This is a genomic window from Paracoccus versutus, from assembly GCF_000763885.1.
GTDB lineage: Bacteria > Pseudomonadota > Alphaproteobacteria > Rhodobacterales > Rhodobacteraceae > Paracoccus > Paracoccus versutus.
The window spans coordinates 138590-150990 of sequence record NZ_JRKO01000001.1 but is presented as its reverse complement, the minus strand read 5'-3'; the positions used below and the strand labels follow the sequence as shown (position 1 = coordinate 150990).

14 protein-coding genes are annotated in these 12401 nt (G+C 61.5%); 11 read left to right on the top strand and 3 right to left on the bottom strand.

What is annotated here, in order from left to right:
- Position 1 precedes the first annotated feature (1 nt).
- The 6 genes from IT40_RS00730 (at position 2) to IT40_RS00705 (ending at position 5727) form a co-directional block, all read left to right on the top strand.
- Entirely contained in the window at positions 2 to 1150 is a 1149-nt protein-coding gene (locus tag IT40_RS00730; RefSeq protein ID WP_036749198.1) for an efflux RND transporter periplasmic adaptor subunit, read from the top strand.
- Positions 1147 to 2280, top strand: a complete 1134-nt coding sequence (locus IT40_RS00725; RefSeq protein ID WP_036749195.1) for an ABC transporter permease — start codon at positions 1147 to 1149, stop codon at positions 2278 to 2280. Before IT40_RS00730 ends, IT40_RS00725 begins: the two co-directional genes overlap by 4 nt.
- A 1-nt stretch (position 2281) precedes the next feature.
- Complete coding sequence (locus IT40_RS00720; protein ID WP_036749192.1) at positions 2282 to 2974, top strand: ABC transporter ATP-binding protein; 693 nt, start codon at positions 2282 to 2284, stop codon at positions 2972 to 2974.
- 263 nt (positions 2975 to 3237) lie between these two features.
- A complete protein-coding gene (locus IT40_RS00715) occupies positions 3238 to 3594 on the top strand; it encodes a PLP-dependent aminotransferase family protein (RefSeq protein ID WP_024845335.1) in 357 nt (118 codons plus the stop codon).
- Positions 3595 to 3727: 133 nt separating this feature from the next.
- A complete protein-coding gene (locus IT40_RS00710) occupies positions 3728 to 5287 on the top strand; it encodes a multicopper oxidase family protein (RefSeq protein WP_036749189.1) in 1560 nt (519 codons plus the stop codon).
- A complete protein-coding gene (locus IT40_RS00705) occupies positions 5284 to 5727 on the top strand; it encodes a c-type cytochrome (protein WP_036749186.1) in 444 nt (147 codons plus the stop codon). Before IT40_RS00710 ends, IT40_RS00705 begins: the two co-directional genes overlap by 4 nt.
- Before the next feature lie 70 nt (positions 5728 to 5797).
- Here the strand turns inward: IT40_RS00705 and IT40_RS00700 are convergent, their stop codons facing one another.
- The 3 genes from IT40_RS00700 to IT40_RS00690 are packed head-to-tail and all read right to left on the bottom strand — an operon-like array spanning position 5798 to position 7978.
- The gene (locus tag IT40_RS00700; RefSeq protein ID WP_036749183.1) at positions 5798 to 7219 is read right to left on the bottom strand and encodes a dihydrolipoyl dehydrogenase; all 1422 of its coding nucleotides are present in this window, start codon (positions 7217 to 7219) and stop codon (positions 5798 to 5800) included.
- Between the two features lie 34 nt (positions 7220 to 7253).
- Positions 7254 to 7706 carry a Cu(I)-responsive transcriptional regulator gene (cueR, locus tag IT40_RS00695; RefSeq protein WP_036749180.1) on the bottom strand — a complete coding sequence of 151 codons (453 nt, stop codon included), beginning with the start codon at positions 7704 to 7706 and terminating at the stop codon, positions 7254 to 7256.
- Complete coding sequence (locus tag IT40_RS00690) at positions 7703 to 7978, bottom strand: glutaredoxin family protein (protein ID WP_036749177.1); 276 nt, start codon at positions 7976 to 7978, stop codon at positions 7703 to 7705. Before IT40_RS00690 ends, cueR begins: the two co-directional genes overlap by 4 nt.
- 87 nt (positions 7979 to 8065) lie before the next feature.
- Here IT40_RS00690 and IT40_RS00685 point away from each other — a divergent pair, with 87 nt between their 5' ends.
- The 5 genes from IT40_RS00685 to IT40_RS27170 all read left to right on the top strand — a co-directional run bounded on the left by IT40_RS00685 (position 8066) and on the right by IT40_RS27170 (position 12331).
- Positions 8066 to 8359, top strand: a complete 294-nt coding sequence (locus tag IT40_RS00685) for a transposase (RefSeq protein WP_036749174.1) — start codon at positions 8066 to 8068, stop codon at positions 8357 to 8359.
- 8 nt (positions 8360 to 8367) lie between these two features.
- Positions 8368 to 8541 (top strand): hypothetical protein, encoded by a 174-nt coding sequence (locus tag IT40_RS27185; protein WP_157034043.1) that lies wholly within the window; start codon positions 8368 to 8370, stop codon positions 8539 to 8541.
- Positions 8538 to 8813 carry an IS3 family transposase gene (locus IT40_RS30710; RefSeq protein WP_084196759.1) on the top strand — a complete coding sequence of 92 codons (276 nt, stop codon included), beginning with the start codon at positions 8538 to 8540 and terminating at the stop codon, positions 8811 to 8813. The genes IT40_RS27185 and IT40_RS30710 overlap by 4 nt, the downstream gene beginning before the upstream one ends.
- Entirely contained in the window at positions 8758 to 10308 is a 1551-nt protein-coding gene (locus tag IT40_RS27175) for an ATP-binding protein (RefSeq protein WP_084196758.1), read from the top strand. Before IT40_RS30710 ends, IT40_RS27175 begins: the two co-directional genes overlap by 56 nt.
- Before the next feature lie 139 nt (positions 10309 to 10447).
- Positions 10448 to 12331 carry a Druantia anti-phage system protein DruA gene (locus tag IT40_RS27170; RefSeq protein ID WP_208021292.1) on the top strand — a complete coding sequence of 628 codons (1884 nt, stop codon included), beginning with the start codon at positions 10448 to 10450 and terminating at the stop codon, positions 12329 to 12331.
- Positions 12332 to 12401 lie beyond the last annotated feature (70 nt).

The window sequence follows — 12401 nt, the reverse complement described above, 5'->3', positions numbered from 1 at the left end:
CATGCGGCGTCGGTGGATGTTCGGTGCGGTGGCAGCGGTTCTGGTGCTGGGCGCGGGTGTGCTGTTCCTCACCGAGCGGCCGCTCTCGGTCAGCGTGGTGCAGCCCGAGCAGGATGTGGCCCTGCGCATCTACGGCCTCGGCTCGGTCGAGGCACGGATTCTCAGCCGGGTTGGATTCGAGGTTGGGGCTGCCCTGACCGGGCTGGCCGCCGACGTCGGGGACCGGGTCGTCAGGGGGCAGGAACTGGCGACCCTCGATCCAGCCGAGCAGGAGGCGCGCACCGCCCGCGCCCGCGCCGCGGTCGAGGCCAATGTCGCCGCCCTCGCCCGCGCCGAGGCCACGGTGGCGCGTGCCCGCACCGTATTGGCGCAGCGCCAAGCGGCAAACCAACGTCAGCAGGGATTAGCGCAGCGCGATGTGACCTCGATCCAGCGCGCCGAGGAAGCGCAGCGCGACGAAGATGTGGCCCGTGCCGATCTTGCGGTCGCCGAGGCGGATGTGGCGGTGATCCGTGCTCAGGGCGTGGATGCGGCGGCCGCCCTGCAACAGGAGAAGGTCCTTCTCGCCCGTCATCGGCTGACCGCACCCTATGACGCGGTGATTATCACGCGCCATGCCGAAGCGGGAACGGTGGTGCGGGCCGGCGACCCGATCTTCACCCTGATCGCTCCCGAAACGGTCTGGATCCAGGCCTATGTCGATGAGGAGCGCGCCGGCCAGCTTGCGCTTGGCCAGCCCGGCACGATCCGGCTGCGCTCGCAGCCGCAGGCTGAGTTCCAGGGCATCATCGCCCGCATCGGGCTTGAAAGCGACCGGGTGAACGAAGAACGCCGGATCTGGCTGACCTGCACGGACTGCCCCCAGCCGATGTATCTCGGCGAGCAGGCCGAGGTGCGCATCACCACCGGCAACCGCAACAGTGCGCTGATGGTGCCCGAGGTGGCGATCACCGGTTTCGACGGGCATCGCGGCCGGGTCTGGCTGGTGCGGGACGGACGGCTGGAGCAGGCCGAACTGACCTTCGGCGCGCGCGATGATCGTGGCCGAGTCGAAGTCACGGGCGGTCTGCCGGACGATGCCGCCATCGTCGCCCGGATACCGCAAGGCGCGACCGAGGGGCGGCGGGCGCGGACCAGGACCACGCCATGAACCTTGCTCTCAAGGATATACGCCACGGACTGTTCCGCTTCGTCCTCACCTGTTTCGGGCTGGGGCTGTTGATGACGGTCGTACTGTCGATGATCGGCATCTATAACGGCCTTGTCGCCGACGCACTGGCGGTCGTGAAAGCCCCGGCGGCGGATGTCTGGGTGGTCGAGAGCGGCACCAAGGGCCCGTTCGCCGAAGCCTCGAACATCCCGCTGACCACGCGCGATGCGGTGTCGCGCATGCCCGGCGTGGCCGAGGCCGGTGCGATCAACTTTCAGAACATCGAGGCTTCCCATGCCGGCGCTTCGCTTCGGCTCTACGTCATCGGCTATGAGCCGGGACATCCCGGCGGCCCGCAGAGTATCGTCGAAGGGCGCGGCATCGGCACTAGCCATTTCGAACTGGTGGCAGACCGCAAGACCGGTCTTCTGACCGGTGAGACGATCCGTCTCGGGCGCAACCGTTTCACCGTGGTCGGGCTGGTCGAAGGGGCAATGAACGCGGGCGGTGATCCAGCGGTCTATATCACGCTGTCCGACGCGATGGCATTGCAGACCGAGCTTGATCCCGCAGCCCAGCGCGTTCAGGCGGCGCGGGGCGCCGTTTCGGTCAAGTCCGCTTCGGTCGCGGCCGTGATCGCAAGGGTAGCGCCGGGCGCGGATGTCGAATTGCTGACCGCGACCGTGCGGCAGTGGAAACATCTGGCGGCGCTGACCCAAGCCGAGCAGGAGGAGATTCTGGTCTCCTCGGTGGTGGATCTGGCGCGGCGACAGATCGGTTTGTTTCTCGCCATCCTGCTCAGCGTCTCGGCTGTGGTGATCGCGCTCATCATCTACACGATGACGATGGAGAAGCTGAAGCAGATCGCCACGCTGAAGCTGATCGGCGCGCCCGACCGCACCATCATCGGGCTGATCGTGCAGCAGGCGCTGATTCTCGGCGCTTCAGGCTGGGGGATCGGCCTCGTGCTGATCCTGACGGTGAAGGACTATTTCCCGCGCCGGGTGGTGTTAGAACCGTTCAACGTGATGATGCTGGCCGGGATCATCTTCGCCGTCTGCATCGCCGCCTCGGGCCTTGGCGTACGGGCGGCGATGAAGGTCGACCCCGCCACGGCTCTGGGAAGCTGACATGGCGGACGGCGAAATCCTGATCGACGTGAGGGGTGTGGCCAAGCATTTCGGCGAGGGCGAAACCCGCGTCGATGCGCTGCGCGACGTCGACCTTCAAGTCCATGCCGGCGAGGTGATCGCGCTGCTCGGCCCATCGGGTTCGGGCAAGACGACGCTGCTCAACGTCATCGGCTGTATCCTGGCGCCATCGGCGGGCCGGGTGACGCTGGACGGCGAGACGGTGTTCGACGGGCAATGGCTGCGGCGCGACCTGCGGCGACTCAGGCTCGACAAGATCGGCTTCATCTTCCAGACTCATAACCTTTTGCCTTTCCTGACCGCGGAGGAGAACGTCGCCGTGGTCCTCGACCTCGCCGGCTGGTCGGTTGAGAAGGGTCGGGCGCGTGCCGGCGATCTGCTTGGCTATCTCGAAGTCGACCACCGCGCCGCGGCCAAACCGGCACTCCTGTCGGGCGGCGAGGCGCAGCGAGTGGCCATTGCGCGGGCGCTGGCCAACCGGCCCCGCATCATCCTGGCCGACGAACCGACCGCCGCACTCGACAGCAAACGGGCCGGGCTGGTGATGGACCTGTTGCGCAAGCTTGCCGCTGAGCAAGAAGCCTGCATCGTCACCGTCACCCATGACGAGAAGATTTTTGACCGTTTCGACCGCCTGATCCACCTGCGCGACGGCCGGCTGGCCGACGCCTGAATAAGCGAAGAACACCCGATCATGTTGAACAATCCCCGATGAGCATCCACCACGACAGTTCAGGCACGAGCTTAATCTTGTGCTATGGGCGGCGTTGCCAGCGGCGGCTTCCGCCGGATAGCGAAAGGTGAATCGGCTCGCTAATAATAGGGATACAGTCCATTTCTAAATGGTTGCCGTCTTTCGACAACCAAAGTCGGAACCTGCGGCCGGGCGTCACAACGACTGCCCGATGGTTGGCATCCAGGCGACAGGTTGTATAGTTGCGCATCATGCTGCGTGTCTTCACCTCTTTCCTGATTATGCTCTCGCTGTTTGCGGCACCGGTGCAGGCGCTCGCGAACCAGATCGGCATGCATTCGGAAATGATGGCCGCCGCCATGAACGGCCCATCCGAAGCCGCGCATCATGCCGCGCCGGCACGCAGCGACGACGGATGCCAAACGTCGTTCAAACAATGCGCCATTGCCTGCATCAGTCTGCCTGCGGCCTTGTCGGGCGCGGATGGCGTGAGGCTGATGGCTCGCGTGGATTCGCAGTGGCTGCTCGAACGCGCCCGGCTCGGGGCGGGGCAAAAGCCGGCCCTGCCCGAACACCCTCCCAGACTTCATCTTCTGTAGCCACCGGCAGGCAGTGCGCCTGACGTATCGATATTGGTAAGGCGGGCTTGGAGCATGACCCCGATAAGTCGCAGACTTTTGGGGCATGATCACGCTCCTAGACGACAGCCTGCCCCGCAACAGGATGTGAAACATGACTATGACCCGTCGCGGCTTTCTGGCCGCAGGAACCGCTGCCCTTGCCACAGCGAAATTACCCGCCTTTGCCCAACAACAGCTTCCCGCCCCGATCCGGTTGGCGGCCACCACCCGCGTGCTTGATGTCAACGGGCGCGCAGCCACGGTTTTCGGCCTTGCCGGCCCGACCAGCCAGGGGCTTGTGCTCGATCCCGGCCAGCGGTTCCGGGTTGACCTGACGAATAACCTTCCGGAGCCGACGCTGGTCCACTGGCACGGCCAGATTCCGCCCAACATCCAGGACGGCGTGCCCGATATTCCAAGGCCGATGCTCAAGCCCGGGGAATCCCGATCCTATGATTTCGAGCCGCTGGCCGGCACCTACTGGATGCACAGCCATGTACCCATGCAGGAGATACGCCTGCTTGCCGCACCGCTGATCGTGCGCAGCGCGCAGGATGTCGCCGCCGACCGACAGGAAGTGACGCTGTTCCTGCACGATTTTGCCTTCAAGAGTCCGGAGGAGGTGATGGCGGAGATCAAGCAGGGCCATGGCGGGGGCTCTCATGGCAGCGGTGGCACCCATGATGAACCGGCTAAAGGCGCAGGCCATTCGATGGCTCCGGCGACGGAAACCAAGGAAATGGATCATAGCGCGATGGGGCATGGAACCATGAACCACGACGCCATGGGCGGCGGCATGCAAGGCATGATGCGGAGTATGATGCCGGGCATGATGGGCGATATGGCCGGGATGGAGATGGACCTCAACGACTACGACTGGGACGCCTATCTGGCCAACGATCGCACGCTGGCCGATCCCGAAATCGTCAGGGTCGAGCGCGGTGGCCGCGTCCGGCTGCGCGTCATCAACGCCGCCGCCGCGACCGTGTTCTGGATCGATACCGGCAAGGCCGCTGCCCGGCTGATTGCCGTTGATGGCCATGACATCCGGCCTCTTGACGGCAACAGGTTCGGCCTCGCCATGGGCCAGCGGCTGGATCTGGAACTCGATCTACCCGACGAGGCCGGAAGCTGGCCGATCCTTGCCCTGCGTGAAGGCGCCCGCGAACGCACCGGCATCGTTTTGGCCACTGCAGGGGCGCAGATTACGAAGATTCCCGAGCTGGCGGAGCAGGAGGCGCCGGCCTTCGACACCGACCTGTCGCAGGAACTTCTGCTTGAGGCTCTGCACGGCCTGCCCGAGCGCTCGGTCGAGCGCAGCCATATGGTCATGCTGGGGGGCACGATGGATCCTTATGTCTGGACCATCAACGGCGCCGTCTGGGGCCAGCATCGCCCCGTCGTCGCCACAACCGGCGAGCGCGTGCAACTCAGCTTCCACAACATGTCGATGATGGGCCACCCCATGCATCTGCACGGCCATGTCTTTCAGGTCGTCGACATCAACGGCCGCAAGGTCGACGGGGCGCGGCGCGACACGGTCTATGTGCCGCCGATGTCGATGGTGACCGTCTCGCTCGATGCGGGAGAAGCCGCCCGCTGGATGCTGCATTGCCACCACATGCCGCATCTGGAAACCGGCATGATGACCGAATTCCAGGTGACGGCATGAAAAAGGCGGGATTTCTGTTTCTTGCCGTCGCGTTGGTCGCAGCAGGCATCTGGGGTTGGCGCAGCACCGGCGGGGGCGCATCGCCCGCGCAACAGGTCGAACGGATCGCGCTCGGGCGCACGCTCTACGCCGACAATTGCGCGAGCTGCCATGGCGTCGATCTTGAAGGCCAGCCGGACTGGAAGTCGCCGGGCTCCAACGGCCGCCTGCCGGCGCCGCCGCATGATGCGAGCGGCCACACCTGGCATCATTCCGATGAGCAGTTGTTCGCGATCACCAAGTTCGGAACCGCCGCACTCGTCGGCAATGGCTATGAGAGCGACATGATCGGCTTCGGCGAAAGTCTCGGCGATGACGACATCCGCGCCGTGCTGGACTATATCAAAAGCACCTGGCCGGAGCGTGAGGCCCTGCATCAGCGCAAGGTTTCAGGCCTTTGACGATGCGGGCTGCGGCGACCATTACGTCGCAGCCCACCCGCATGCAGACTGCGGCCTGACTTCGTTCCTGCTACTCCAGCGCCTCGACGCCGATCGGCCCGCAGCCGGCAAGATCGGATATGCTGCATGGTGGCAGTTCGCGTGCGATCATGCGGAGCGCGGTTCGCAAACCCTCTTCCAGGGTCGGATGGTAGAACGGCATCCGGAGAAGATCGTGGACCGTCAGCTTCTGGCCGATCGCCAGGGCGAGGAGATGGCCCATATGCTCGGCTGCCGGTGCGACCATCTCGGCTCCGAGCAGCCGTCCATTCTCACGCGCAGCATAGAGCCGGAGCAGCCCGTAATTTTCCTGCATGGTGCGGGCGCGCCCCTGACGGGCGAAGCTCACTTCGCCCGTCAGGATCGTCCTGGGATTGAGTTCCCCCGCCCTTTGGCCGACCGAGGCGATCTGCGGATCGGAGAATACGACGCTTAACGGGATGCGGCGGGACAGATGGATCGGATTTTCGCTGGTGGCGTTAAGCCCGGCAATGTGGCCGTCGTCGGCTCCTTCATGCAGCAGCGGCCTCTGCCCGTTGGCGTCTCCAGCAAGAAAGATTGTGGTGTCACCGATCCGCATCGTGTTTGAGTCGACCTCCGGCATGCCCTTGTCATCGAGCGGCACGCCGAGAGTATCAAGTCCCAGTCCTTTCAGATTCGGCCGCCGACCGACGGAAGCGATGACCTTGTCGACGACGACATTGCCGCCATCCCATCGCATCTCTATCCCGTCATCGGCTTCTGCAAGCTCGACCTGCGCCCCGAGATGAATAGCGAACTCTTGCGCAAGCAGGTCTTGTGCGACCTGTGCAATCCTCTCGTCCGAAACGCCTGCGATCCGGTCGGCGCCGTCAAAGCCGTAGACCTCGATCCCCAGCCGCGCCAGAGCCTGCGCGATCTCTACGCCGATCGCGCCGAGGCCGACCACCCCGATCCGCCGCGGCAGGTCCTTCTGCTCGAACAGCGTGTCCGAAGTGATGATCCGGTCGCCGAACGCGCGCCACTGTTCCGGCACGATCGGGCTCGATCCCGGCGCCAGCACGATCCGCTTCGCTTCGATGACGTGCTCGCCGGCGATCAGCCGGTTTGGGCCGTCGAGGCGCGCATGGGCCGCGATGTTGCGCGAGCCCAGATCCTCCGTCGCTTTCAAAACGCCGGAAACGAAGTGGTCGCGCAGCACCCGCACACGATGCAAGACCGCGGGAATGTCGGCCACGAGCGCTTCGCCGCCACGGATTCCGAACTCGTCGAGCCGGGTTCGTGCATGAAAGGCGTTGGCCGCGGCGATGAGCGCTTTGGATGGCATGCACCCGACGCGGGCGCAGGTCGTGCCGTAGGACCCGGCATTGATCAGAACGAAATCGTCCGTCCGCTTGCGAATCTCGCGCAACGCGGCAAGCCCGGCGGTGCCCGCACCGACGATAGCGACGTCTACCCGTTCGATGTTGCTCATGGCAGTATCCGACCTCCTGTCTCGACGCTTCCTGTTACGCTCGCAATTCATCCACCTTACCGAAGCGGCGGGGCTTGGCTTTTGCCGTCAGGAGGCCGTCGCTTTCGGCCAGTCCCTCAATGATCGGACAGTCGGGCCGATCATCGCCATGACAACGTTTGGCGAGATTTTCCAGCGTTGCGATCATGGCGGCGATCTCGGCCTGCTTCTGCTTCAGCGCGTCGACATGACCGAGCGCCAGCGCCTTCACGTCGGCGCTTGCTCGTTCGCGATCGCTCCACAGAGCGAGGAGTTCACCGATCTGCTCGACCGTGAAGCCGACATCGCGCGCCCCGCGAATGAAACGCAGACGGTGGACGTCGGCATCGTCATAATCGCGATAGCCGCTGTCGCGCCGCGCCGCCTTCGGGATCAGGCCGGTCTGTTCATAATAGCGGATCATCTTGGAACTGACCCCCGACGCCTGGGATGCTTCACCAATATTCATCCGTCTTGTCCTTTCTCCGCATTATCCGCACTCAAGCCGAGAGCCGCCGCGATCTTCGGCCGCTGGCTTGTAAACGTGCCGTAGAAGAATTCGTCGGCCACGAAGGTAATGGGTGCGACACGCACCCCGGTCCTCGCCCTGACTTCCTCCATGATCGTCACGTCGGTCAGGTCACGTTCATCATATGGGATACCTGACACCTCCAGCCAACGCTTGAGCGCATGGCAGTCGGGACAGGTCGGTGTGGTATAGATGACGACAGTCTTGTCCATGCGGTGATCTGAGCTACTCCCCGAAAATGGGACGCTGACGTAAGCTACGAATTGTTGTCTGCTGGTCTTCGACGATGGAGATCAGAGATGTCGAAACGCAAGCAGCATTCGCCCGAGTTCAAGGCGAAGGTCGCCCTGGAAGCCTTGAAGGGCGAAGAGACGGTATCGGAATTGGCGAGCCGGTTCGGAATCCACCCCACGATGATCCACCAATGGAAACGGGCGTTGCTCGAAGGGGCGCCTGGTGTGTTCGAACGTGGCAGACGCAAAAAGCCTGAGATTGACGATGAACAGGTCAAGGATCTGCATGCCAAGATCGGAGAGCTGGCTGTCGCCAACGATTTTTTGTCCAGAAAGCTCAAGCCTTGGGGCGGGAAGTGAGGCGAGAGATGATCGAACCCGACCACCCCGCTCTTTCGATTGGAAAGCAGTGCACGTTGCTGTCGCTCTCGCGTTCTTCGTTCTACTACACGCCGAAAGGCGAGACCGAGATCAACCTTGCCTTGATGCGCAGGATCGATGAGCAATTCTGGAGACGCCCTTCTTCGGAGTCCGGCAGATGACCTGGCACCTGCGCAATGAAGGTCACGTGATAAACGAGAAGCGCGTGCGTCGGCTGATGCGGCTCATGGGCCTGATGCCGATTTATCAGAAGCCCAATACCTCGAGACCGGCCAAGGGGCACAAGATCTGGCCCTATCTTCAGATCGAAAATGCCCGTCAACCGCTCCACGAATTTCGTGCTAGCTTGGGAAACAACACGGACATAGGGGGAAGATATGGACGGTGGAGACAGAACTCGCAAAATTATCGCGGCGCAACAACGTTACACTGAGGTAAAAGCACGCGATCAAACCTTGAGCCTGTTCGTCCCAGAAGCCTTCATCCGCGGCATACGGCATATCGGATACAAGAGCAATTTAGAGGCCCTAGCAGAACTCGTCGACAATTCGATTCAAGCTTATTCGGAAAGGATCGATCTTCTCTTCAATTTCGCCGATAGATCGGCCTCTAGACCCACCCAACTGGCAGTTGTCGATGATGGACACGGAATGTCATCTGCAATGTTGCGGTTCGCCATGATGTGGGGCGGGACCCACAGAGAGAATGACCGCGAAGGCCTGGGAAGATTTGGATACGGGCTTCCCTGCGCGACCGTCAGCATGGGCCGCCGCTTTTCGATCTATTCAAAAGTTGAACGGGGCCAAATTTACGTTGTGACCCTTGATCTTGATCTGCTGGACAACGACGCGTATCGGAACATCGACGGCGAATTAGAAATCCCGCCAGCATGTCGCGCCGATTTGCCGGAATTTGTTAGCAACGCACTCGCGCAGAACCATCCCGGCGGCTGGAAGTCCGGAACGGTCGTGGTTATAGACAAGTTGGACCGCCTGGATTGGACCACTGCTACGGGCCTGCGTCGCAATCTGGTCCGGCATTTCGGGGTCGCCTATCACAAGTTGCTTCGGGCTACGGCACTCTACATCGATGGAGAAAAGGTGCGTCCAATAGACCCGCTTTTTCTGTCTCCTAGCGCCGATCTGTTTGCCCTCGACGAAGATCGATCTCATGCGCTCGATCCGGTTACTTTGACGGTAGATGGTGAACTGGGTAATGCACGCGGGTCGGTTACGCTGCGGTATGCGTGGCTGCCCCCTTCGTTTGGCGCGATCGATAAGAATCGGGATGCAATTGGCATCAACGCCAATCCACGTTTCTCCATCCTGAAGCATTATCACGGCATCATCTTTAGCCGAAATGGACGGATCGTGGACATTCATGGCCGGACGCCTTGGACAACATTCGTCAACAACGATCGATACATCCGCGTGGAAATCGAGTTCTCCGCAGGCCTAGACGAGGCGTTCGGTGTCACTACAGCGAAGCAACAGATCTCACTCTCGCGCGAAATGTGGGACCTCCTTCGAGCGGCAGGCATGCCCAAGGCAATAGAGCATCTCCGCCAAAAGGTTCGTTCTGCGAAAGCGAAGCGCACGACCGCCTCGCAATCCGTCGTCTCGGTTGCGTCCCGTCCATCACCTAGCAAACCTAGCGCAACCAAGCCCACCGCCCCTATGGGCGTAGAAGTTCTGATTGATCGCGTAGTTCGAGAGTTTGCGCCTGAGGTCGCCCTAGATGCTCTCTTAGCGAACATCCTTTCTCGGATAAGAACTGATGGCGCTGAGCACGCCGCCAACTATGACAACCTGCTAAGAGAATGGGCTTCCGAGATGCGCGCTCGCCAAGCGACGGCTGGCGCTGGGGAGCCAAAAATGACAATGAGGAAGCATGGGCAGTCACAGAGGGGCAGACATGGTACAACATGAGCTTGATAGGTCTAAGTTACGGCCTTTCACCCCATTTCTTGCCCCCGAGGAACGTGAAGAACTTCACGAGCTTCTCAACTTTACTGGTCCGACCCCTCCCGGCTTCGCGCAGAGTCTTCGTAGACTCGCTCGAAGATACGTGGACGAGGGCGATAGCAGCAAGTTACGCGCGATCTGCCTGCTCGTGGCGGACCTGTTGGATCAAGGGTGGCACGTCGCATTCGAAGGAAATGGGCTTCATTTCGAAGCTCCGGGAATCGAGGCAAGCCCCGACCAGTCTGTCGACGATATCAAGCTTCGAATTCGATCTGCCCTTCAGGTCGCTCGACGTCGCCAGTTGTCCGAACCATCCGTGGCGAAGTTTATCAAACGCATGGAGCGGCGGACGTCTCGACAGCCAGGAGTACGAAGTTCTGTGCTCGATCTTATTGACGATGGGGCAGCGTTAGGACGCGATATTGAAGCGATAAATCAACTGCCAGTGACCGAACGCGATCTGGCGCTCGCACGATTGATCGATCCGATGGTCGAGGTTTGCCAAGCGGGAGCGAAATGTTCAGAGACGGGACTACAATTGAACGAAATATGGCGATATTTCCGTCATACTTGGGCGCACGAGTATCGTCCAATTCCTGGGCGCCAATTGCTGGTTTTAATCAGAAACGCCGCGCGGCCAGGACGACCCGTCATGGGCATAGCGATGCTGGCGAGTCCTGTCATGCGGCTCTCCGCCCGAGACCACTGGATAGGTTGGTTGCGGGATTCGACAGAGGAAAACCTTCGGTCAGGCCTGTGGGACCCTGCATGCCTTGCGGAGGCTCTCCTCGATCGACTGAATGCGTCGATTGGAGAGGTCCGTTGGGACGACTTGGTGCGACCGGACGAGATCGAAAGTCCAAGCGAGAATACGATCCTGCGCCTCGAGCAAAAGGCGTCCGGGGCGGCGTATGCGCGGGATCTCGAATTAAGGGCACATTACCAAACCAGCATTCAGGAGGGAGATCAGGTTCGCCCTATGCGTGGTACCGTCAAGGTGAACGGTGCAGATACTGACTGGGTGAGAGCTTCCGAAGATCTGCTCTTCGTGCGAAAGAGAGCCGAACTGCTCGCCCAACTGCTGTTTGCAAAGCAAATGTTTCGGGCGGCCAATCTCGCTTCAGAACCCTCTTCCGCTCTCGACCAACTCTTTTCCGCAAGAAGCGGACAGCGTGCCATCGACATCGCGCTGACTGAATTTCGAAAGGCTGGCCTTTCCAGCCGAGTGGCCGACGTGAGCATCTGTGGAGCCATAGCTCCGTACAACGAACTGCTTGGCGGCAAGCTCGTGGCCCTCTTGCTTGCGTCCAAGGAGGTCCGCGATCACTATTCCAAACGATACAATGGTCAGGTCAGTGTGATAGCGTCACAGATGGCTGGACGCGCGATCTCGAAACCGGCTGACTTGTGCGTCCTGACGACGACCAGCCTCTATGGCGTAGGATCGAGTCAGTACAATAGGCTCAACCTAAGGGCGATTCAAAACGAAGGTTTGACGCACGATCTGCGGTGGGACTCGATCGGTCAGAGCAAGACCGGCGGCTTTGGTACGCTGCATCTGGGCCAGGATACCGCCCATGCCCTTCGGCTAATGGCGCAAAGCCTTCACACTTCTCGCCGAGTGAACAATCGATTTGGCGAAGGAACAAGCCCACGTCTCCGACAGATCAGAGAGGGGCTGGACGCCCTAGGCATCGCAAGCGACAGAATTCTTCACCATGCCACTCCGCGCCTATTCTACGCCTGCGAACTCGGCGCGAATGCGCGAGACGCGCTGATGGGCTTGTCATCTATCGAGACCGAAGCGCCTTCTGCGGATGCTATATCTGCAGCTTGGCGGCGCCGCTGGCTGGATGGTCGCGCTCGGCGTGATGAGACTATAGCCTCTCTGAAGGTTCTCGGACCTAACAGCGTGCAGCGCAGTCTGGATACCGAGCCTATGCCCGGCCTGCTGACTGCATTGGGAAACCAGGAACAATTAGAGTAACATTCATTGGCCTCAGGCGGGAAAGAATCGAAAGCTAAAGGGGCTGCATAAACCGGGGGGACTGGGGGCA

Coding starts and splice junctions, on each gene's coding strand:
- cueR (WP_036749180.1), bottom strand. CDS start 7,706: ATGAATATTGGTGAAGCATCCCAGGCGTCGGGGGTCAGTTCCAAGATG.
- IT40_RS27185 (WP_157034043.1), top strand. CDS start 8,368: ATGATCGAACCCGACCACCCCGCTCTTTCGATTGGAAAGCAGTGCACG.
- IT40_RS00710 (WP_036749189.1), top strand. CDS start 3,728: ATGACTATGACCCGTCGCGGCTTTCTGGCCGCAGGAACCGCTGCCCTT.
- IT40_RS00705 (WP_036749186.1), top strand. CDS start 5,284: ATGAAAAAGGCGGGATTTCTGTTTCTTGCCGTCGCGTTGGTCGCAGCA.
- IT40_RS00725 (WP_036749195.1), top strand. CDS start 1,147: ATGAACCTTGCTCTCAAGGATATACGCCACGGACTGTTCCGCTTCGTC.
- IT40_RS00720 (WP_036749192.1), top strand. CDS start 2,282: ATGGCGGACGGCGAAATCCTGATCGACGTGAGGGGTGTGGCCAAGCAT.
- IT40_RS30710 (WP_084196759.1), top strand. CDS start 8,538: ATGACCTGGCACCTGCGCAATGAAGGTCACGTGATAAACGAGAAGCGC.
- IT40_RS00730 (WP_036749198.1), top strand. CDS start 2: ATGCGGCGTCGGTGGATGTTCGGTGCGGTGGCAGCGGTTCTGGTGCTG.
- IT40_RS27175 (WP_084196758.1), top strand. CDS start 8,758: ATGGACGGTGGAGACAGAACTCGCAAAATTATCGCGGCGCAACAACGT.
- IT40_RS00690 (WP_036749177.1), bottom strand. CDS start 7,978: ATGGACAAGACTGTCGTCATCTATACCACACCGACCTGTCCCGACTGC.
- IT40_RS00685 (WP_036749174.1), top strand. CDS start 8,066: ATGTCGAAACGCAAGCAGCATTCGCCCGAGTTCAAGGCGAAGGTCGCC.
- IT40_RS00700 (WP_036749183.1), bottom strand. CDS start 7,219: ATGAGCAACATCGAACGGGTAGACGTCGCTATCGTCGGTGCGGGCACC.